This window comes from Allosphingosinicella deserti (assembly GCF_003012735.1).
Lineage (GTDB): Bacteria > Pseudomonadota > Alphaproteobacteria > Sphingomonadales > Sphingomonadaceae > Allosphingosinicella > Allosphingosinicella deserti.
Window position 1 is genome coordinate 177642 of the sequence record NZ_PXYI01000001.1, and the last position, 21146, is coordinate 198787.

Genomic DNA, 21146 nt, shown 5'->3' on the forward strand with positions numbered 1-21146 from the left:
GGCGCGCGCGCAAAAGGCGCGGCCAAGGTGCGCCCAGCCTCTCGTCCACTCGAACATGCCGGCTCCCGAGCGAAGCTGAGTGATGGCCAAATCACGGAGTTCTAAGCCAAAAGGTATAGGCAATCCTTTGAAGAAGATTCCGTGCTGAAAATGCGGTACTTTGTGGACCTTCCCGCCTCTGCAGGCGGAGAGATTGTTGACACCCACCGAGGGTCAGACGCTGACGCTCAACCTTGCCTCGATCGCCGACCCGGACGGGCTGGGCGCCTTCAGCTACCAGTGGCAATCGTCGGCCGACGGGGTGACCTGGGCGAATATCGCCGGGGGAACCGGCGCGACCTTCACGCCCGACAACAATGCCTTGACCTCGTTCGGCGATCAGGCCGGGCTCCGCTTGCGGGTCCAGGTCCGCTTCACCGACGGCAACGGGACGCTCGAAACGCTGACGTCGGCGGGGACCGGTCCAACCGGCGTCGATTGGGACGGCGTTCCGCTCACCAACAATACGTTCAACGGCACGGCCGGAAATGACATTGCCGACGGGGTGACCCCGTTCTTCATCGGCGGCAACGACACGTTGAACGGCAATGCCGGCGACGACGTGCTGAACGGCAACGGCGGCATGGATCAGCTGAACGGCGGTACCGGCAACGATGCCCTGAACGGTGGCGCCGCCGACGATGTCGCAATCTTCTCCGGTCCGCTGGCGAACTACCGCTTCTCGCTTTCCGGGACGAATTTGGTCGTCACCGATGGTGTCGGTACGGACGGCGCCGACACGTTGAACGGCATCGAACAGCTCCGTTTCGGCGCCCAGTCGCTGGTGCTGCGCCTCGGCACTGCCGGCGGCAACACGCTCAATGGCGCCGCCGCAAACGATCTCCTTCTCGGCTTCGGCGGCAACGACGTGGTGAATGGCGCAGGCGGCGCCGACATCGTGATCCAGGACGCAGCATCCGGCGGAAGAGACAGTATCGACGGTGGTGCCGGCATCGACACCTTTGCAGTCGTCGGGGCAGCTGGCGTGGAGGCGTTCCGAATCTACACCCGTGCGGCGGCGGTCGCGGCCGGGATGACCGGGTTGGCAGCCAGCACGGAAGTCGTGATCACCCGCAACGGCACCAACAATGCCGCGATCATCGCCGAGCTCGACAATATCGAGGAGCTCTACATCAATACGCTGAACGTCACCGCGCCCGGCGGGGGCGGGCCGGTTGCCGGCGACACGATCCAGATCATCGGCAATTTCAACGGGACCAGCCTCAACTTCAACACGATCACCATCAACGGCGACGAGGGCGACAACACGATCGATATCTCGACCCTCGAGTCGGCGCATCGCATCGTATTCCGCTCCGGTGGCGGCAATGATGTGATCGTGGGGACGTTGCGGCCCGTGGACGTCATCGAGCTCCCTGTGGGCGCCGACGTCTCGACCTATCTGTTCAGCACGGTGAACGGCATCACCACCCTGTCGAACGGAACCCACAGCATCACCTTCGCCGGCCAGGGGCTACCGCAAGTGGTCGCCGGGCCCACTCCGCCGGCGCCGGGAGAGACCTCGCTCGGCACGTCGCAGGACGACATCTACCTGGTCGACAATTATTCCGACATCGTCGTCGAGACCATCGACGGCGGCACCGACGAGGTTCGCACCTCGCTCGGCCATCGACCGGACCAGTCCTTCTATCTGATCCCGGAATATGTCGAGAAGCTCACCGGGACAAGTCAGACCGGGCAAGCGATCCGGGACAATGCCGGCGACAATGTCGTCCAGCTCGGTGCCGGTGCGGACATGGTGCTGTTCGACGGCGGCGGGGACGACAGCGTCACCGCAGGCGGCGGCAACGATTATATCTGGTACGGAACCGAGATGACGGCCGCCGATCGGACGGACGGCGGTGCGGGCTCCGACACGGTCGGGCTGATCGGCAATTACAATCTGGTGTTCGCCGCCCACTCGCTGGTCGGGATCGAGCGCCTGAGCGTCGTAACTGGCGGTACCGTCCCCGACACGGCTCCAACGAGCTATGCGCTCACGACCGTGGATGCGAACGTCGCAGCGGGGGCGAGCCTGATGGTCCTCGGTGGAGGCCTGCAGGCGAACGAGACGTTGTCGTTCAACGCGGCCGCGGAGACCAACGGCAACTTCAACATCGTTTCCGGGGCGGGCGCGGACACGATCGTCGGTGGCTCCGGCTTCGACTGGATCATGGCTGGCGGTGGTGGCGACATGATCACCGGGGGCGGCGGCATCGATCGGTTCGTTTATCGTGCGGTGAGCCATTCGAGCGTGAGCGCGTCCGATCGAATCCTCGATCTGACCGCAGCGGACCGGATCGATCTCGCCGGGATCGACGCCAACCCGCTCACCGGCACCGACGATGCGTTCTCATTCGTCGGCGGCTCCGCCTTCTCGGGCCTGGCGGGCGAACTTCGAGCCTTCCAGTCGACGCCCGGCCTTTGGGTCCTTGAAGGCGACACGAGCGGCGACGGAGTTGCCGACTTCCGGCTCGAACTGTCGACGGCGAGCAGCGCCGAGACCATCGCCGCGCAGATCTTCTTCTGAGGCGGACAAGGACCGGCCTCGGGGCCGGTCCTCGGCCGCCTTCGGAAGAGCGGCTGCGACGACCCGATGCACAATGCCGGATGATGATCGCCCGCCGGCGGCCGATCATCATCCGGCATTTTTCTCTGTGGCGCGCGGGGCCGGGGCCCGTGCTAACGGCTTCGACTGCGCGGCAGGAAAGGGGACCGAATTTGTCCGCCATTTCGGACCATTCTGCTTGCAGGCGAATTGCCATCCGTTTCGGGATCGGTGACTATGCCGCCGACCTTGGGAGTACGACATGTACAAGCTTGCGGACTTGGTCGACTATCCGGACGGGCGGCTCGATCACCTGTTCGTACGCCCTCTCGGCCCGCAGCTTTGGGCCGTGTCGAAAATCCGGGACGGTGCATGCACCAGCGAATGGCAGACCGTGGTGTCGCCGGAAGTCCTGCGCGGCATCGGCGTCGATCTCACCCACTTGATCGCCGCACGGGAGGCTTTCCGAAGTCGCGTCGTGCGCCGGCGCACGCCTCTCTCATCAACATCCGGTCGCAATCGGCCCCTCGGCCCACGGGGCTGACCTTCTCGCTTCGCGCCTTTCTATCGAGTCGGGCGCCAGGAAGGCGGACGGCGTGGTAGGGCGGCGGCTTAAGGTCATTCGCGACATCTCCCGCCGCAATTGCGGCAGCTGATGTAAGATCATGCTGTGTCCGGGGGATGGGACCGCCCGGTCAATGACCCGGGAGCTGCCCAATCGCACGCGGCGTCAATGAATAGCTGCAGTCAGCCGGCGCGGGCGTCGGCGAAGGTGACCAGGCGCCGCTTCTGCTCGTCCCAAAGCACCAGACGAACTGCGTGGAAGCTCTCGCGGATCGTCACGCGGCTCATCGCGGCGAGCGCCGGAACCTCGCGCAGGACTTCCGGCAGCCGGTAGAAGGGGATGCGGCCGGCAAGATGGTGGACATGGTGAACGCCGACATTGGCGGTCAGCCAGCGCAGCACCGGCGGCAGATCGTAATGCGAGCTGCCGTGCAACGCGGCGGCGTGGAACGACCAGTCGTCACCCGACTCCCAATGCGTGTGCTCGAACTGATGCTGCACGTAGAAGAACCACACGCCGAGCGAGGCGGCGACCAGGGTGATGGGAAGGTGGACGAGGAGGAACAGCTTGATGCCGATCGCCCAGATCAGCACGCCCGCCACTGCGGCGATGGCCGCGTTCGTTCCCATCGCGCTCAGCCACGGCCGCCATCCCTTGCGCATCATCCCGATCGGCAAGCGGTGGCGAAGCAGGAAAAGATAGGCGGGTCCCACTCCGAACAGGACGATCGGGTGCCGGTACAGGCGGTAGAGAAAGCGACGCGCCGGGCTCAGGGCATGAAATTCAGCCACGGTAAGTGTATCGACGTCGCCGACGCCGCGCGCGTCGAGGTTGCTGGTATTGGCGTGATGGATGGCGTGCGATCGACGCCAATACTCATAGGGGGTCAAGGTCAGCACGCCGAGGGTGCGGCCCACCCAGTCATTGCTCCTCTGCTGTCGGAAGAAGGCACCATGACCGCAATCGTGCTGGATCAGGAAAAGCCGGAGCAGGAAAGCGCCGGCCGGCACCGCCAGCAGGAGCCCGATCATCAGCCCTGCCTCCAGCGCAACCCAGGTCAGCAGCCAGAGAGCCGCGAACGGAGCCGCGGTCACGGCGAGTTCGAAGAGGCTGCGGCCCTGTTGGGGCTGCCGGAACGGGGCGACCTCCTTCAGCAACGCGCGAGGATCTACTTCGGAGGAGCGGGGGAGCGGTGCGTGCAAGGAGGGGCTTTCGAATCGAAGGTGAGAATGGAGAACGCTGCGGGAGAGCAGAGGCTGCATGGGATCGCCGTAGCGGGCGTTGCGGCAAGACACCATGGAAGTTGAACGGGAGCTTGCCATCGCGGGCAGAGTTGCTTCAGAGAGCTTCCGTCGGCCCTCGTCTGACCGACTGCCGGCCCGCAATGGACAGATGAAACGCCTCGCTGCCGAAGTTTCTCCCAAGATTCTGCGGTGTAGACCCAGATTCGAGAATGTTGCCACTGGTAATCTGGCGCCGAGCGGCTATATCGGGGTTGCTACAGTCGCAAATTGACGGTCTTCGGAGCTTTGCGGCTGCCATTTCCTTCTCTCGCTTCTCTTAGCGCCAGAGGGCCGATCGTCGGCCCTTATATTCAAGAAGGAATTGCTTATGCCGATCGGCACCGTGAAATTTTTCGACAGCGCCAAGGGCTATGGCTTCATCACGAATGAAGCCGGCGGCAACGATGCATTCGTGCACATCAGCGCGGTGGAAGCCGCCGGGATGCACACGCTCGAGAAGGAGCAGCGCGTCTCCTACGAGCTGGAGAATGATCGTCGCGGCAAGACCAGCGCGGTCAACCTGCAGTCCGCCTGAACCGCGGTCTCCGCTTCGGCGGAGAACAACATTGGGCGGGTGCCACCGGCATCCGCCTTTTTTTGCGATAGGAGCCAGCATGTCGACACAGCACGAATTCTACCTGGAACGCGCCCGCGAAGCGCGCGCATCGGCCGGTGCGGCAACGCTCGACAATGTTCGCAAGCGCTGGCTCCAGGCCGAAGCGCGTTGGACCGAAATGGCTGCACGCAGTGAGCGTGGCGACAAGATGCGCGCAGAGCTGATCGTCGAAAAGGCGAACGCGCGAGTTGCCTGACGCAGCCCGGCCGCTCTCAGGCAGCCGCCAGCAGCAATATCCAGCCAAGGAATCCCCATGTCCAGAACCCCAATGCGCCCCTATCTGATCGGCAAGGACGAGGACGGCCATGTCCGTCTGACCATCCGCGAGACACGTTACAACTCGCAGAACTACCCGCTTGTGACGTCCACGCTCCAGCCCGAGACGTTCAAGACCGCGACCGCGGCCCGTACCCATGCCAAGGAGCATTTCGGCGCCGAAGCCGGGCAGTTCGCGATCAAGTGACGGCCCGCGGCGTCGGGGCCTGAGTCCCCCGCGGCACGACTGCGGCGGCGCCTTTACGGCGCGGTTTCTGCTTGCCTTGCACGTTTGAGAATGGCCCACGGCCCGGCATGCGGTCCACCGCCGCGGTCGACACAGGAACGCCGAGATGCAGAAAAACAGTCCCGCGACGCTCGAAGTGCGCAACCCCGTGGCCGCGGACGTTCCCGGCATCCTGACGCTGATCGAGCGTGCCTATCCCGGCATGGGCAATTACAATAGCGGCCAGATTCTCGGCCAGATCAACAACTTCCCGGACGGGCAGTTCGTCGCGGTCTTCGAAGGCGCGATCGTCGGCTATTGCGCGTCGTCCCGGATCGACGAGGCGATCGCCCTTGCGCCGCACGATTGGGCGACGATCACCGGAAATGGCTTCGGCAGCCGTCACGATGCGACCGGCGACTGGCTTTACGGCATCGAGATGGCGGTTGACGATCGCAAGCGTGGCCTGCGCATCGGCAAGCGCCTTTACGAAGCCCGTCGCGCGCTTGCCGAACGGCTGGAGCTGCGCGGCATCGTCTTCGGCGGCCGCATGCCCGGCTATGCGCGGGTCAAGTCCAAGGTCGACGGCCCCGACGCCTATCTGGCCGGCGTGCGCGAGGGCAAGTTTCGCGATCAGGTCATCGGCTTCCAGCTTGCCAACGGTTTCACTCCGATCGGTGTGATCCCGAATTACCTCCCGTTCGACAAGGCCTCGGAAGGCTATGCGGCGCAGATGGTCTGGCGCAATCCCTACGTCGATCCGGACGAGCCAGCGGCCTTCAGGGTGCCGCGAGGTGTCGAGAGCGTCCGCCTGGCGACAGTCCAGCTCCAGGCGCGCGCGGTCAAGGATTTCGCGGAGTTCGTCCAGAACGTGGAATATTTCGTCGACGTCGCAGCCGACTACCGCGCCGATTTCGTCGTCTTCCCCGAATTGTTCACGATGTCGCTGCTCTCGTTCGAAACCGAGACGCTGTCGCCGATCCAAGCGATCGATCGCATGACCGCCCATCGCGAGCCGATCGTTTCCGAGCTGTCCCGCATGGCGTTGCGCTACAACATCAACATCGTCGGCGGCTCGCATCCGACCCGCATTGCCGACGGCAGCGTCCAGAACGTCGCCTATGTCTGCCTGCGCGACGGATCGGTCCACGCCCAGGAGAAGATACACCCGACCCCCAACGAGGCCTATTGGTGGAAGATCAAGGGCGGCAGCTCGGTCGACGTGATTCAGACCGACATCGGTCCGGTCGGCGTGCTCATCTGCTACGACAGCGAGTTCCCCGAACTCGCCCGTCGTCTGGTGGACGAGGGAGCCCGGATCATCTTCGTTCCGTTCTGCACGGACAACCGCCAGGGCTATATGCGCGTGCGCTATTGCGCCCAGGCGCGCGCGATCGAAAATCAATGTTTCGTCGTCCTGTCCGGTAACGTCGGAAACCTTCCCGGGGTCGACAATATGGACGTGCAATATGCGCAATCCTGCATCCTCACGCCCTGCGACTTTCCGTTCGCACGGGACGGCATCGCAGCGGAAGCGACCGAAAATATCGAGACGCTGACCATCGCCGACGTCAATCTCGCCGATCTTACCTGGGCGCGCGCAGAAGGGACCGTGCGCAACCTGGCGGATCGCCGGTTCGATCTTTACCGGATCGACTGGAAGCGCGGCCTTCCGGACGACAAGACCGCCTCGCAGACTCCGCCCAATCGGCTCAAGGCACCCGGCGGCGGCTGACGGTCAGTGAAAGCCGTCCGCGCCGTGCAGGTGGGCAGGGCGGCGCAGGCGGTTCATAAGGCGGGCGCGCCAGGAGGCGCGGGGTGGTGCCGTCGCGGTCCAATCCGGAACCGCGCGAGCGACCGGCTTCTGGGTATAGAGCTGGAGCTTGGGAGGCAGGCTTTCGCGCAGGACGAGCTTCTTGCGGCCGCGCACGACATCCTCGGCTTCGGCGAGCGCACGGACGAGATCGTCCTCGCGGAACGGCTTGGCGAGGCAGCCGATGGCGAGATCGGGCAGTGGGAAGCTCGGCACGGTGCCGGTGACGAACAGGCACAGCACGCCCAAATCGTGGAGCTTGGATGCGACGTTGAAGCCGCTGCAGCAATTGGCGAGCTGAAGGTCGACAAGGGCAAGATCCGGACGATGCTGTTCGGCGGCAGCAAGGGCGCTCGGGAGATCGTCCGCCATTGCGGCAACTTGGTAGCGCGGGTTCAGTTCGACCAACTGCTTGAGGGTCAGAGCGAGTTGACGCTCGTCCTCGACGACGATGAGCTTCAGCACCGATATCCTCCCCGGAAAGCAAGCGCTTACGTCTTTGTCGAAGCTTTGCGCCTTTGCTGGCGAGAAGCGACTGCGATGACGGGCTTTTGCGGTGAGAGAGACGAAATGCGGGCCAAGCCGTTGCGGAGGCGTGCCGATCGCGGCGTTGCTGCTCCTCCCGCGGCCGCTCGACAGGTCTGCGCGGCCGCTGATACAGGCGGCGCGATCTTTTTCGGAGCATCTCGTGACCTTTCATTCCGCCGCCGAAGCCGCATCCCTGTTCGCTCGCCTGCGGATCGATGCGCCCGGCGGGGATCTCGACTCCTGCTCGCCGATCGACGGGGCCAGGATCGGTTCGGTGCGCACCGCCTCGGCGGCGGATGTCGATGCAGCGGTCGAGCGGGCGCACGTTGCCTATCTCGCCTGGCGCAGCGTTCCGCCGCCGCGGCGCGGCGAACTCGTCCGTCTGTTCGGAGTCGTGCTGCGCGAGGAGAAGGAGGCGCTCGGACACCTCGTCAGTCTGGAGACGGGGAAGATCCTCCAGGAGGGGCTCGGAGAGGTCCAGGAGATGATCGACATCTGCGATTTCGCCGTCGGCCTGTCGCGCCAGCTTTACGGCCTCACCATCGCCACCGAACGGCCGGGGCACCGGATGATGGAGACCTGGCATCCGCTCGGCGTCGTCGGAGTCATCTCGGCCTTCAATTTCCCGGTGGCGGTCTGGGCGTGGAATGCCTGCCTCGCCTTCGTCTGCGGAGACGCGGTGGTGTGGAAGCCGTCCGAGAAGACGCCGCTCACCGCCGTCGCCGTCCAGGCCCTGTTCGAGCGCGCCGTCGCGCGCTTCGGCGACGCGCCGGCCGATCTCAGCCAGGTGGTGCAGGGGGGGCGCGAGAGTGGCGTTGCTCTGGTAGATCATGCCAAGGTCGCCTTGCTGTCGGCGACCGGCTCGACGCGGATGGGGCGCGAGGTGGCGCCGCGGGTGGCGGAGCGGTTCGGCCGCACCCTGCTCGAGCTCGGCGGCAATAACGGCATGGTGGTCGCTCCTACGGCCGACCTCGCGCTCGCCGAGCGCGCGATCACCTTCGCCGCCGTAGGCACCGCCGGCCAGCGCTGCACGACCTTGCGGCGGCTGTTCGTGCACGGGGACGTCTACGATCGGCTGGTGCCACGGCTGCGACAGATCTGGGCGAGCGTCGCGGTCGGCAATCCGCTCGAGGAGGGCACACTGGTGGGGCCGCTGATCGACCGAGGATCGTTCGAGGCGATGCAGGCGGCGCTCGGCCGCGCGCGCGACGAAGGCGGGACGGTGCAAGGCGGCGAGCGGCTGCACGCCGAACTATCGGATGGCGCCTATTACGTGCGGCCGGCAATCGTCGAGATGCCGGGACAGACGCCGGTGACGCTCACCGAAACCTTCGCGCCGATCCTTTATGTGATGCGCTATGCCGCGCTGGACGAGGCGATCGCCGCGCATAACGACGCGCCCCAGGGCCTTGCTTCGTCGATCTTCACCAACGACATTCGTGAGGCGGAGACCTTCCTCTCGGCGGCGGGCTCGGACTGCGGCATCGTCAACGTCAATATCGGGCCGTCCGGCGCTGAGATCGGCGGTGCGTTCGGCGGCGAGAAGGAAACCGGTGGCGGGCGTGAAAGTGGCTCCGACGCGTGGCGGACCTACATGCGCCGCGCCACCAACACGATCAACTACAGCCGCGACCTGCCGCTTGCGCAGGGCATCAATTTCAACATGCCCTGAGCCGATGCCGCGCCTCGCCATCCTCACGCCCGATCCGGCCGACCTCCACCACGAAGTGCGCTGGGCGAACGTCGTCGAGATCAATGCGGCGCCGCTCCGCGCCGCCGGTTTCGCCGTCGAGCAGCGAGTCTGGACCGATCCTGGTGATCTCACCGGCTTCGATCTGGTCCTGCCGCTGCTCGCCTGGGGATATCCGCGCGCGCACGAACGCTGGGTCGACGCCGTTCGGACCTGGGCGGCCGCCGGAGTTCGGCTGCACAACCCGGCCTCGGTGCTGATCTGGAACTCCGACAAAGCGTATCTCGGACGGCTCGGCGAGCGCGGCGTACCGGTGGTGCCCACCGTCTATGCCGAGCGGATCGATGCCGCGTTGCTGGAGGAGACGGCGCGCATATTCGGCACGGATCGGTTGGTGGCAAAGCCGCGAATCTCGGCAGGCGCGTGGGAAACGATCCGCTGGTCGCCGGGGGATCCGCTGACCGGCGGCCCCAGCGGCCCCGCGATGATCCAGCCCTATCTCGCGCAGATCGAGAGCGAGGGCGAAGTCTCGATCCTCTATTTCGGCGGGCGCTTCAGCCATGCCATTGCCAAGCGGCCGCAGCCGGGGGACTTTCGGGTCCAGCCGGAATATGACGGGATCATCACCGCCCACGTGCCGACACGGGACGAGCGCGCCGTCGCCGAACGGGTGCTCGCGCAGATCGAAGAACCGTTGCTCTACGCGCGTGTCGATCTCGTCCACGGTCCCTCCGGGCCGATGCTGATCGAGATCGAGTTGATCGAGCCGGATCTGTATCTCGGCTACGATCCGGCAAAGGGGGCCGCGTTTGCGGTTGCCGCGACGGAACTGATCGGCGGCTGAGCCCTTGTGGCGCCATGAGCCACGTCATTCTTCTGGGCGATTCGATTTTCGACAACGCGGCCTACGTCCCGGGTGGACCCGACGTCGTGAAGCAGGTTCGGGCGAAGCTTCCTTTCTCCGCGAAGTCGAGCCTGCTCGCGATCGATGGCGCGGTGACGCGCGGGGTGCTGACGCAGCTTTCCCGGCTGCCCGCAGACGCCGGACATCTGGTGGTCAGCGCCGGAGGTAACGATGCTCTGGGCGCGTCGCACATCCTCGGCCAAAGCGTCGCCAGCGTCGGCGAAGCCGTGTCGATGCTGGAGGCGGCACAGAGCCGCTTTGCGGCCGACTATGCGACGATGGTGGACGCCGTGATCGCCCATGGCCTGCCGACCGCCTTCTGCACCATCTACGACACGCCGCCGTCGGCGCCGGACCAGCGGATCATCCGCACCGCCCTCGCAATCTTCAACGACGTCATCACCCGCACCGTCTTCTCGCGCGGGGCGACGCTGATCGACTTGCGCCTGATCTGCGACCGTGACGAGGACTATGCCAACCCGATCGAGCCTTCGGTTGCCGGAGGCGAGAAGATTGCCGCGGCAATCGCCCGCTTTGCCGCCGGAACTTCGCAGCCGAACGGTCGCTCTTGGGTGATCGTCTCCGGCGAATGAGGAGGTCGTGGCGCGGGTAACCGGGTGCGCCGCCCATCTGCGTGGTTTCACAGGGAGATCGTCCGATGAACATCCGGACTTTCGCTCGCGTCTTCGGTGTCATATTCCTGATCGTCGGGGTCGGCGGGTTCATCCCGGGCCTCACCACGGCCGCGAGCCCGGATCGCGATCTCAGCGTCGTGCACGGTTATGGCCACGAACTCGGACTGTTTCCGGTCAACACGCTCCACAACATCGTGCACCTGATCTTCGGCCTGTGGGGCCTTGCCGCCGCGCGGAGCCTCGGCGGCGCACGCACCTATGGCAAGGCGGTGGCGATCATCTACGCCCTGTTCACGGTGATGGGCCTGGTCCCGGGCCTGCACACCACCTTTGGCCTGGTTCCGCTCTATGGAGCGGACGTGGTTCTGCACCTGCTGCTCGCCGCGATCGCGACCTATTTCGGCTTCGTCCGGTGTGACGTCGCTACGGATTGATGCGGGTTGAAAGCCGATCGTGCGGGACCCACCTGACGCTGAGCAAAGTATGAATATCTGCCCGAACTGTCATGATGCGGGCCGATTTATTTTTGTTTTTCAACGCCTGTTCGGTTCTTGATGACGAAGGCCGCTCAGGGTAAAGGACACTGGCCGAGGGGACGCGGTGCCGCCATCAGATGTGCGGCCGTCCATCGCTATTAGGGAAATGGCCCATGTATCGCAGTATCTGCTTGCCGCTTGTCCTGTTGTCGACGGCTGCCGCCGGCATTGCCCAGACCGCCCCTACTCCGGGCACTGCACTGCCCAGGACGGCGACGCCCGCGCGCACCGCCGCCACCCCGGTGGCAACGACCCCCGGGGCAGCCGCCCCGGCTGCGCCGACGGCGGTGCCCTTGCCGGCGCCGGTGCTTGCGGCCGAGTGGAAGCGCAAGCAGGCCGAGGAACTGCTCGCCTTCGTCGACGGCATCGATGCGGAAGGCCTGGATCCCTCCGATTACAATCCCGATCGTCTGCGCCGCGCGATCGACGACAAGAGCGACGATCTCAGCGCAATCGCGACCGACACGTTCCTCAAGGTCGCCGGTGACCTGATGTTCGGCCATGTGCGCGGTGCCGCCCGGATCGACTGGTTCGTGCAGGACGACAGCTGGACGGTTTACGATCAGCAGAATCTGCTTACCCGCGCCACCGCCGGCGAGACGGTGAGCGACACGCTCCGGTCGCTGCTTCCGACGCATCCGCAATATGCCGCGCTCAAGGCCGCGCTCGCCAAGAACGAAGGCTTGGCGCGCGACAAGATCCGCACCAATCTCGATCGCTGGCGCTGGCTGCCGCGGGATCTCGGGCAGAAATATGTGATCGTCAACGTCCCGGCCTATACTGTGGCGCTGGTCGAGGGTGGCCGCACGCTCGATCGCCGCCGCGCCGTCGCCGGTGCGATCAAGACGCCGACCCCGTCGCTCAATGCGACGATCACGGGCGCGATCTTCAATCCCTGGTGGGAGGTGCCGACCAGCATCTCGCGCGAGGTCAGCGGCAAGAAGGGCTATGTCTCGGTGAAGCTTCCGGGCGGGGGCGTGCGCTATCGCCAGCCTCCGGGACCATCGAACGCGCTCGGCCGGGTGAAATTGGTGATGGGCAACCCGCACGCAATCTACCTCCACGACACCAACGCGAAGAACCTCTTCAACAAGCAGGCTCGCGCCTACAGCCATGGTTGCATCCGCACCGAGGACGCGGTCGGCTTTGCCGCGACTCTGCTCGACGGCACCGACTGGAGCCGTGACAAGGTCGCCGCGACCGTAAAGTCCGGCAAGACGGTGCAGGCCAATGTCGCCACGCCGATCCCGGTCTATATCGTTTATTTCTCGGTTGCCGCGACCGACGAGGGCGATCTCGCCCGCTACGACGACATGTACACGCGTGATGCCAAGGTGCTCGCGGCCTTGAACGATCGGCCCACCGCAGCGTCGCTCGCGTCGAACTGACCCGCTCTTCCGAGCGACAACGAAGGGCGTGGCTCGCGTGCGGGCCGCGCCCTTTTTCTTTTGGCACAGGACGTAGGGGGCGGGCTGTCAAGCGCCACTATATACCTGAAAAGCAACCGGAAGTTGGACCCACGGCGACATTGCGGCGTTACCGGATTTCCTCGCATACCTGAAAGCCTTCCATGACCACCCCCCAAATGCTCGCCTTCGCGGTCCTCGCGGGGATGATGCTGCTCTTCGTCTGGGGGCGGATCCGCTTCGATCTGGTCGCCATCCTGGCTTTGCTCACCTGCCTTGCCGTCGGCATCGTCACGCCCAAGGAAGCGTTTACCGGCTTTTCGGACGACATCGTCGTGATCGTCGCCTCCGCGCTCGTCATCTCGGCCGCGGTCGAGCGTTCCGGCGTGATCGAGATGGTGCTGTCGAAGCTGGCCGGCGGCACGACCCGGTTCGGCACCCAGCTCAGCCTGCTTGTCGGATCGGTCACCATCCTGTCGGCGTTGGTCAAGAATATCGGCGCGTTGGCGATGATGATGCCTGCGGCGTTCCAGATGGCGAAAAAGTCGAACAGTTCGCCGTCGTGCATGCTGATGCCGATGGCGTTCGGATCGCTGCTCGGCGGCCTGATCACGCTCGTCGGCACGTCGCCCAACATCATCGTCAGCCGCGTGCGCGAAGAGATGACGGGGCAGCCTTTCGGTATGTTCGACTACACCCCGGTCGGACTCGGTCTCGCCGCCGCGGGTTTCCTCTTCCTGCGCTTCGGCTATCGGTTGTTACCGGCCGGGCGCCGGGCCGCGCCGACGATGGGCGAGGCGCTCGATATCGAGGATTATGCGACCGAGGCCGAGGTCCCTGCGCGCTCACCGGCCGAGGGCCTCACCGTGGCGCAGTTTCGCGACATGGTCGAAGGCGAGATCGCCGTGACCGGGATTCATCGCTATGACGGGCGTAGCGCCATGCCGCTTCCCGATGCGCTGATCGGGGCAGGGGACGTCCTCACCCTGAAAGGCGACCCCGACGCGCTCGAACGCGCGATTTCCGCCGCCGGCCTAGAGCTGGAAGGGCAACATCGCCAGGCCGCCGCAACGGCAGGCACCGCCAATGTCGGAGTGATCGAAGCGGTGGTCGGCGGCGATTCCGTGCTCGCAGGTCAAGCCGCAGGGCGCATGGCCCTGCACGATCGCCACGGGGTCAACCTGATCGCGGTGTCGCGTCGCGGCGAGCGCATCGTCTCCAGGCTGCGTGACATCGTGCTGCGCCCGGGCGACGTCATCGTGCTTCAGGGGCCGCTCGATACCTTGCCGGGGCGGCTGCGCGAGCTCGGCTGCCTGCCGCTTGCGGAACGCCCGCTGCGGCTCGGCGCGGCGCGGCGCGGCCTGATCCCGATCGGGATCCTCACCGTGGCGATGGCGCTGACGGCGTTCGGTGTGTTGCCGGTCGCGATTGCCTTCTTCGGGGCGGCGGCGCTGATCATGCTTGCCGGCGCCTTGCCTGCGCGCGAAGCCTATGAGCGGATCGAATGGCCGATCCTGATCATGATCGGGGCGCTGATCCCGGTGTCCGATTCCCTTCGCACGACCGGCGCCACCGATCTGATCGCCCAGTGGCTGTCCTCGATCGCCGCGACCCTGCCGCCCTGGGGTGCGGTCGGCCTCATCCTGGTGACCGCCATGGCGGTGACGCCGTTCCTCAACAATGCGGCAACGGTGCTGGTGATGGCGCCGATCGCCGCGACCTTCGCCACCGGGCTTGGCTATCGGCCGGAAGCCTTTCTGATGGCGGTTGCAGTCGGCGCGGGCTGCGATTTCCTGACGCCGATCGGCCATCAGTGCAACACGCTCGTGATGGGCCCCGGCGGCTATCGGTTCAGCGACTATGCCCGCCTTGGGGCGCCGCTCAGCCTGATGGTGGTGGTGGTCGGCGTGCCGCTGATCCTCGCCGTCTGGCCACTGCGCTGAACAGGAGGGGCTCCGAGCGCGGAGCCCCTCGCTACATCAGAAGCGGAGGCCGACGCCGAGCTTCAGCTGGTTGCGGGCGACGTCGTGACCGAGATCGCCTTCGTCATATTCGGTGCGGAGATACTCGGCCTTCGCATAGAGACTCGCGAACGCCACTTCGACGCCGCCGCCGAAATGAATTCCGCGCTGGGTGTCGCTGCCCTCGCGATCGGCGCTCGGATCGGTAAGGTCGGTATAGACGCTCTTGAAGCGTCCGCTCGAATAACCGACCTTGCCGTAGGCGAGGATCGGCCCGCCGATCTTGAATCCGGCGCGGGCGCCGAGCGCATAATTGCGCTTCGCCTTGTAGCAGAATTCGTCCGAGCCGAAGACCGCGTCGCAATCATCGACGTTCGGAAAATCGACGCCGACATAGGGTCCGACGACGGCCGATCCGAGATCGAGATCGTAGCCGGCCTCGAGCCCGAAGGAGACGTCGTCCTGCTTGCGGCTGAATGGGTTGGTGCCGTTGTCGAGGTCGGTCTCGACCGCGTCGCTGGCACGGCCGGTCGTGATCTCCGCGCGAAGGCCGGAGAAATCGGCGGCTGCGGCCGGCGCTGCGATCAGCAGGGCGGTCCCGGCGGCGAGTGCGATTTTGAACTTCATGGACATTCCCCTTGAGGCGTCGAACTCTTTCCGACGCCGCCGTCCCCCCGCTTGATGCGATACCCGCCCCCGGGCGATTGCGGATTTAGAGCGGCAAAGCTGTCGCCTACATGTACCGTGTCGCGGGCGCGGTGGGTCGTTGCGGCGGCGGGATCATCCGCCGCTTGATCCGAGATCGAAACATGCCATGATGGATCGTCTCGGGAGGGCCAGCATGTTTGCACGCGGGGCGAAGGCGGAGCGCGATTTCTCGTTCATCGGGCCGGAGGTGATCGTCACCGGCAACATCGTCACCAGCGGACGGCTGCACGTCGACGGGATCGTCAATGGCGACATACGATGTGGTACGCTCACCCAGGGCAGCAGCGGTGCGGTCCACGGCAATCTGCTGGTGGAAGAGGCGCGGCTTGGCGGTCTGGTCGATGGTGCGGTCGAGGCCGGCACCCTGACGCTCGAACCGTCCGCCAGGATCACAGGCGACGTTCTCTACGAAAGCCTCGGAATTGCCGCCGGCGCGCAGGTGGAGGGCCGGTTTAGACGGCGCAAGGGGCCGTCCGATCATGGCGCTGCGGCCGCGCGCGAGGAAGGTTCCAGAATGCTCCCGGAGCCGCCGGATGTCGTCGGCGGCGCAGCCGAGATGCCGCCACGTCCGCACTCCCGGCGTGGGGCACCAAAAAGGCCGGAGGCGGCCGAGCTGTTCGGCCCGGTTCCTGCTGCACACGAGGCCCAAGCGGCCGAGTAGGAACCCGCTCGCGCTCGCTTTCGTTGGCCCTCCCGATGATGTTCGAGGAGAGCGAAAATGGTTTCGGACGAGAATAGAGGCGGCCCGGCCGAGAGCACGGGCGGCGAAGGCGGCCCCCGGCGGGAGGGTAGTCTCGGCGAACTCGCTGGCGAGACACGCGGCGGCAGCTTCGAAGGCGTCGTGGAAACGTCCGGCAACGAGGCCGGCGCCGTTGGTGGCGGCACTGGCGGCGGAACCGGGGGCACCGGGGGCTTCGATGTCGGCGCCGGAACCGGAGTCGGTGCCGGGGTGGCCGGCGTGGCGAGCGGCGGGCAGGACGATACCGGCGGGCTCACCATCGGCGACAATGCCACCAGCGGCGGTGAAGGACAGGGCCAGGAGCTCGCCAACCGGCTGGGCGGCCGGGCCGACGACGGACGGGCAGCCGGGGCCGGCATGACCGGTGCAGGATCGGCCACCGGCGATGCCAGCGCGATGCGCAGCGAAGGCGGCGGCGGAAACGGGCTCGGCGGAGTCGACGCCGGCTCTCCCGGCGGCATGGGCGGTGTTCGAGCCTCGGGTGGCACCGGCACCGGTCGACCCCCCGGTGGAATCAGCCCGGTGCAGATCGAGCAGGAAACTCGCGGCAAGGACTGAGACCGAGTCCCGCCCGATCGTGGTGAAGCCGGCGTAAACCGCCGGCTTCAACCGCCGCATAACCGCTTTCCGCCATGCTCCACCTATGGGCAAGGGGCATGCGAGATTGCGACGGGCAGGTTTGGCGGCAGCGATCATGCTTGTCGCACCGTTGCTCGGCGGTGCGACCGGACGGCTGACCAGCCTCGACGCCAGGCTGCTGGCCGCCCACAATCTCGAGCGCACCGCCGCCGGCTTGCCGCCACTCTTGTGGGATGATGCACTGGTCGCAGTTGCGGGCGAATGGGGCGACGCGCTCGCCGGGATCGACGATATCGAGCATTCCCCGGACGATCCGGACGACGTCGATCCTCAGGGCGAAAATCTGTGGCTTGGCACACGCGGCTATTATTCGCCGGAATCGATGGTCGGGATGTGGATCGAGGAGAAAAAGCATTATCAGCCGGGCATCTTCCCGGCCAATAGCCGAACCGGTAATCTCGACGATGTCGGCCATTATACCCAGGTAATGTGGCGAGACACCGGCCGGGTCGGTTGCGCGCTCACCGAGACTGCGGACAACGAGATCCTCGTCTGCCGCTACCTTACCGCCGGCAATGTCGAAGGCGAGCGGCCGTTCTGACCCAAAGCATCATTCGGGTCAGCTGAACCAGCCTGCCCGTCAATCATGCTCTCGTCCTTGGTTTGAAGCCTGATTCACACCTGAGATCGGAGTGGATCGCTCCAACCCAAGATGATCAGGCTCTAAGGCGTGACGGAGGTCGGTTGAGCCGCGGAGGACTGCGTGGCAGGGCGTTCCGATGCGGCCACGCAGCATTCCGACCTTCGAGCGTCTGTTCCTCTCCAGTCTGGGGCTCGGCCTAGTCCAGGCGTGGCTCGGCTGGGAGGACCTGGTCGGACGTGCGGCGGCGAAGGGTCACGGGCCCGGCGCGATGCTGACGCTTCTCGGGCTCACCTTTGCAACGCTTGCCGGGCTGGCCCTGCTCGTCTCGCGCGGGCGCCAGGCGTCCGCCAAATGGGTGCTCACATTTCTTTGCGTCGCCGGCCTGCCGCTGGTCCTCGTGAGCCTGTGGCAGGGCAGCATCGCGGGTTCACCGCCATTGGCGTTTGCGCAGGCCGGATTGCAGGTCGCCAGCCTTTTTCCGCTGTTCACCCTCGAGGCCCGGACATGGCTCGCCGAGCGCCGCGACTGATCGGAACGGGCGGGCCATCAACGACGAGGCGCGGCGCAGCAGGGCCGTGCTTTCGGCCGCCGTTACGCTGCGATCAGACGCCGAGCCACTCGAGGGGCGGCGGCAGATCGTCGGCGCTGTAGAAGATCTGCAGGACGCGGCGTCGACGATCGGCTCGGCTCCGTTCCGACGCGTGCAGGATCAGCGACGCGTAGACCCATAGGTCTCCCGCATCTGCAAGGCAGGCCGCGATGCCGGCGTCGGTCACCATCCCAGCGACCGCAGTCTCCGGGATGAGGCCGTGGCGATGCGAACCCGGCGCGATCAGCAGCGGGGCAGCGTCGATGCCGACCGGATCGAGGTGGATCCGCATCGTCAGCATGCGTTGCAGCAACGCGACCGGCGGTACGACATGGATGATGCCCTGCTTCACCGTCCACGCGGTGTAACCGGGAACCTCCGCCTGCGCTTGCACGGCGACGGTTCGATCCTGATGCCAGCCGAGCGACCAGTTCCGGGCCGCTGACTTATCGAACAGCATGGCGCGCACCGGCCGCGCCTTTGGCCCAAGCCGCGTCGCTGCGACCGCATCGGGAACCGTCAGCATGTCGCGAAACCCGCCGTTTTCAGTCAGGCGCGCGCCGGGACGTCCGCGGAGGACGCCCTCGACGAACGCAGTCAGCCCGTCCAGGTCATGCGCGTTCAACGCGCCGCCATGTCGCTCCGCGCCATGCAGATCGAGATCCATGACCGCGTTCTATCGTCCCGTCGAGCGGGCCGGAAGGGCAGCCCGCCTGGGGCGGCAATCGGGACGTTACTTGCCCGAACCAACCGCAGTATCGCGTCGCTCGGTAAGGGGTCAGAAGGACGATCGGGGGCTGTTAGTCTGCCGTTCCAGTCTCAATTGGGAGCGACATAGGTAGCATAAGTGTCGCTGGCACCCGCCAGATAGTCCTCCACCTGAAGCTTGGCGCTGTCTTCAGCGTCCACGCGCTTGCTTCCCATGGCGATGTCGTAATCGACGAGGCTCTTCACCAAGGCTGCCTCCTCTGCGGCGCAACCTGTCTTCGCTTCCGCTGCGAACGCATTCGCGTCCAGCTTGGCTTCGGTCTTGGCCTTGATCAGCTTCTGCAGACAGGCGCTGTACGCCTTTCGGGCCTGTACGGAGGCTCCCGGCGTGGGCGGGGCCGCAGCAAGCGCGAGCGCGGTTACAAGTGTAATCGAAATCATCGTCGACTCCAATCACTTAAGGCTCTGATGCCACCGAGAGTGAGCCAGGTTCCGGAAAAAGGAAAGCGTCATTTTGCCCGGGGCAGATCGACGACGGAACGGATGCGGCGCCCGTCCGGATTTCGGAGGAAGCTTGTAAGGCCTTCCCCGGCGAACGAGACCCGCTGCCGGGGGTGGGAGAGAAAGAGCCGGTCGAAGATGAGCGCAAGTAATTCTGAAGAATAGTAAATTCCGCTCTGAACGGGCTGCAAGGGGGGGTGGACTGTGCGACATTTCGGCAACAGTTCGCACAGAGTTTGAGAAATTTGTTCCCGGCGTGAAACCAACCCACGGGCGTCTCGTTTGAGGGCCCGTCTGACGAGAGCCAATCCGGGGCATTTCCGCGGTGCGGCTTTTCGGCAACATGGGTGGGGATAAGCGTGCTTGCACGGAAACTCCGCTTACCGTATTGGTTCAGTGTCGTTCCCGTTGGAACGTAATGGAAAGGGGAAAGTTATGCGGAAGCTCGCCATCGCAGTGGCGCTTTCATCGACCTTGCTCGCAACTCCGGCCTTTGCGCGCGATGGCGCCTGGTACGTTGGTGGCGAGTTCGGTGGGATGATCGTCGAGGATATGGACGTTGACATCGGTGCTACCGAAGACGCCATGACCCTCGATCATGAATACGGCTATGACGGCGGTGTCTTCGTGGGTTACGACCTCGGCGGATTCCGCCTCGAGGGCGAAGTGTCCTACAAGAAGGCCGACATCGAAAGCTTCGACACCCGGATCGCCCTCCCCGGCGAGAACCCGACGGCGTTCCCGGGAAGCCGTGACTCCGCCGGTGGCAGCACCAGCGCGCTCAGCTTCATGCTGAACGGCATGCTGGACTTCGGCGACGACGATGGCCTCAGCGGCTTCGTCGGTGGCGGTGGCGGTATCGCCCGCGTCAAGGTCAGCAACGCTCGCGTGTTCGACAACAGCGCGCCGTTCCTGGACGATTCCGACTCGAAGTTCGCATGGCAGGTCTTCGCCGGCGTTCGTCAGGCGATCAGCGACAACATCGACGTGACCTTGAAGTACAAGTTCTTCAACGTCGACAACGTTCGCATGGTGGCGTTCAACGGTGCGGACACGGAAGCACGCTTCCGTTCGCACAGCCTGCTCGGCGGCATCACCTTCAACTTCGGTGCGCCGCCGCCGCCCCCGCCGCCGCCGCCGCCGCCGCCTCCGCCGCCGCCGCCTCCTCCGCCCCCGCCGCCGCCTCCGCCGCCGCCGCCTCCTCCGCCGGGACCGTTCATGGTCTTCTTCGACTGGGATAAGGCGGACATCACGCCCCAGGCGGCTGCGATCCTGGACAACGCGGCTGCTGCCTACCAGCAGGGCGGTTCGGCTTCGGTCACTCTCGCCGGTCACGCCGATCGTTCGGGTTCCGACCAGTACAACGTCGGTCTGTCGCAGCGCCGTGCTGCGAACGTCCGCTCCTACCTCGCCGGTCGTGGCGTGCCGGAAGGCTCGATCACCAGCGAAGCGTTCGGTGAAAGCCGTCCGCTCGTCGAAACTGCCGACGGTGTGCGCGAACCGCAGAACCGCCGCGTGGAAATCAACTTCGGACCCGGCTCCGGCTGGTAAGAAGGGCTTTCACCTTCGGGTGGAAGACACGAAAATTGGAGCCGGTCCCCAAGGGGCCGGCTCCTTTTTTATTGCGATTGCGGGCCTGCGCCGATGCGCCGCTCCATGACCGGTGATCCCGGA

At 65.6% G+C, this 21146-nt stretch carries 22 protein-coding genes; 17 read left to right on the plus strand and 5 right to left on the minus strand.

The annotated features are described in order from the left end of the window. The first annotated feature begins 193 nt into the window (after positions 1–193). On the plus strand, positions 194–2569 hold the full coding sequence (locus C7I55_RS00850) for a beta strand repeat-containing protein (RefSeq protein WP_146150891.1): 2376 nt from the start codon (positions 194–196) through the stop codon (positions 2567–2569). Between the two features lie 280 nt (positions 2570–2849). Further along, entirely contained in the window at positions 2850–3131 is a 282-nt protein-coding gene (locus tag C7I55_RS00855) for a hypothetical protein (protein ID WP_106511011.1), read from the plus strand. A gap of 203 nt (positions 3132–3334) precedes the next feature. Here C7I55_RS00855 and C7I55_RS00860 read toward each other — a convergent pair whose 3' ends face one another. Then, positions 3335–4309 carry a fatty acid desaturase gene (locus C7I55_RS00860; RefSeq protein ID WP_233221965.1) on the minus strand — a complete coding sequence of 325 codons (975 nt, stop codon included), beginning with the start codon at positions 4307–4309 and terminating at the stop codon, positions 3335–3337. Between the two features lie 454 nt (positions 4310–4763). Between C7I55_RS00860 and C7I55_RS00865 the strand changes: the two genes are divergently transcribed. The 4 genes from C7I55_RS00865 to C7I55_RS00880 all read left to right on the plus strand — a co-directional run bounded on the left by C7I55_RS00865 (position 4764) and on the right by C7I55_RS00880 (position 7267). Next, the gene (locus C7I55_RS00865; protein ID WP_106511012.1) at positions 4764–4970 is read left to right on the plus strand and encodes a cold-shock protein; all 207 of its coding nucleotides are present in this window, start codon (positions 4764–4766) and stop codon (positions 4968–4970) included. A 79-nt stretch (positions 4971–5049) separates the two neighbouring features. Continuing rightward, a complete protein-coding gene (locus tag C7I55_RS00870) occupies positions 5050–5247 on the plus strand; it encodes a hypothetical protein (RefSeq protein ID WP_106511013.1) in 198 nt (65 codons plus the stop codon). Between the two features lie 57 nt (positions 5248–5304). After that, positions 5305–5514: a hypothetical protein gene (locus C7I55_RS00875; protein ID WP_106511014.1), complete on the plus strand. Its 210-nt coding sequence runs from the start codon at positions 5305–5307 to the stop codon at positions 5512–5514. A gap of 145 nt (positions 5515–5659) precedes the next feature. Continuing rightward, the gene (locus tag C7I55_RS00880; RefSeq protein ID WP_106511015.1) at positions 5660–7267 is read left to right on the plus strand and encodes a nitrilase-related carbon-nitrogen hydrolase; all 1608 of its coding nucleotides are present in this window, start codon (positions 5660–5662) and stop codon (positions 7265–7267) included. 3 nt (positions 7268–7270) lie between these two features. On the opposite strand, the gene C7I55_RS00885 is transcribed toward C7I55_RS00880, so the two are convergent. After that, positions 7271–7810 carry a LytR/AlgR family response regulator transcription factor gene (locus C7I55_RS00885; protein WP_158266220.1) on the minus strand — a complete coding sequence of 180 codons (540 nt, stop codon included), beginning with the start codon at positions 7808–7810 and terminating at the stop codon, positions 7271–7273. 223 nt (positions 7811–8033) lie between these two features. Between C7I55_RS00885 and amaB the strand changes: the two genes are divergently transcribed. The 6 genes from amaB to C7I55_RS00915 all read left to right on the plus strand — a co-directional run bounded on the left by amaB (position 8034) and on the right by C7I55_RS00915 (position 14987). Next, positions 8034–9545, plus strand: coding sequence for an L-piperidine-6-carboxylate dehydrogenase (amaB, locus tag C7I55_RS00890; RefSeq protein WP_106511606.1), 1512 nt, complete (start codon positions 8034–8036; stop codon positions 9543–9545). A 4-nt stretch (positions 9546–9549) separates the two neighbouring features. Next, positions 9550–10407, plus strand: coding sequence for an ATP-grasp domain-containing protein (locus tag C7I55_RS00895; RefSeq protein WP_106511017.1), 858 nt, complete (start codon positions 9550–9552; stop codon positions 10405–10407). A 14-nt stretch (positions 10408–10421) separates the two neighbouring features. Next, the gene (locus tag C7I55_RS00900) at positions 10422–11060 is read left to right on the plus strand and encodes an SGNH/GDSL hydrolase family protein (RefSeq protein WP_106511018.1); all 639 of its coding nucleotides are present in this window, start codon (positions 10422–10424) and stop codon (positions 11058–11060) included. 65 nt (positions 11061–11125) lie between these two features. After that, the gene (locus tag C7I55_RS00905; protein WP_106511019.1) at positions 11126–11536 is read left to right on the plus strand and encodes a DUF4383 domain-containing protein; all 411 of its coding nucleotides are present in this window, start codon (positions 11126–11128) and stop codon (positions 11534–11536) included. Between the two features lie 215 nt (positions 11537–11751). After that, entirely contained in the window at positions 11752–13026 is a 1275-nt protein-coding gene (locus C7I55_RS00910; RefSeq protein ID WP_158266221.1) for a L,D-transpeptidase family protein, read from the plus strand. A 182-nt stretch (positions 13027–13208) separates the two neighbouring features. Further along, positions 13209–14987, plus strand: coding sequence for an SLC13 family permease (locus C7I55_RS00915; RefSeq protein WP_106511021.1), 1779 nt, complete (start codon positions 13209–13211; stop codon positions 14985–14987). A 36-nt stretch (positions 14988–15023) separates the two neighbouring features. On the opposite strand, the gene C7I55_RS00920 is transcribed toward C7I55_RS00915, so the two are convergent. Next, the gene (locus tag C7I55_RS00920; protein ID WP_158266222.1) at positions 15024–15632 is read right to left on the minus strand and encodes an outer membrane protein; all 609 of its coding nucleotides are present in this window, start codon (positions 15630–15632) and stop codon (positions 15024–15026) included. 214 nt (positions 15633–15846) lie between these two features. Here C7I55_RS00920 and C7I55_RS00925 point away from each other — a divergent pair, with 214 nt between their 5' ends. The 4 genes from C7I55_RS00925 to C7I55_RS00940 all read left to right on the plus strand — a co-directional run bounded on the left by C7I55_RS00925 (position 15847) and on the right by C7I55_RS00940 (position 18203). After that, the gene (locus tag C7I55_RS00925; protein ID WP_158266223.1) at positions 15847–16374 is read left to right on the plus strand and encodes a bactofilin family protein; all 528 of its coding nucleotides are present in this window, start codon (positions 15847–15849) and stop codon (positions 16372–16374) included. A 57-nt stretch (positions 16375–16431) separates the two neighbouring features. After that, positions 16432–17010 (plus strand): hypothetical protein, encoded by a 579-nt coding sequence (locus C7I55_RS00930; protein WP_106511024.1) that lies wholly within the window; start codon positions 16432–16434, stop codon positions 17008–17010. A gap of 136 nt (positions 17011–17146) precedes the next feature. Then, entirely contained in the window at positions 17147–17632 is a 486-nt protein-coding gene (locus C7I55_RS00935; protein WP_233221966.1) for a CAP domain-containing protein, read from the plus strand. Between the two features lie 178 nt (positions 17633–17810). After that, entirely contained in the window at positions 17811–18203 is a 393-nt protein-coding gene (locus C7I55_RS00940; protein WP_106511026.1) for a hypothetical protein, read from the plus strand. 73 nt (positions 18204–18276) lie between these two features. Here C7I55_RS00940 and C7I55_RS00945 read toward each other — a convergent pair whose 3' ends face one another. After that, positions 18277–18930 carry a phytanoyl-CoA dioxygenase family protein gene (locus tag C7I55_RS00945; protein ID WP_106511027.1) on the minus strand — a complete coding sequence of 218 codons (654 nt, stop codon included), beginning with the start codon at positions 18928–18930 and terminating at the stop codon, positions 18277–18279. A 152-nt stretch (positions 18931–19082) separates the two neighbouring features. Then, positions 19083–19412 carry a hypothetical protein gene (locus C7I55_RS00950; protein WP_106511028.1) on the minus strand — a complete coding sequence of 110 codons (330 nt, stop codon included), beginning with the start codon at positions 19410–19412 and terminating at the stop codon, positions 19083–19085. 495 nt (positions 19413–19907) lie between these two features. On the opposite strand from C7I55_RS00950, the gene C7I55_RS00955 reads away from it, so the two are divergent. After that, positions 19908–21023, plus strand: coding sequence for an OmpA family protein (locus C7I55_RS00955; RefSeq protein WP_106511029.1), 1116 nt, complete (start codon positions 19908–19910; stop codon positions 21021–21023). Positions 21024–21146 lie beyond the last annotated feature (123 nt).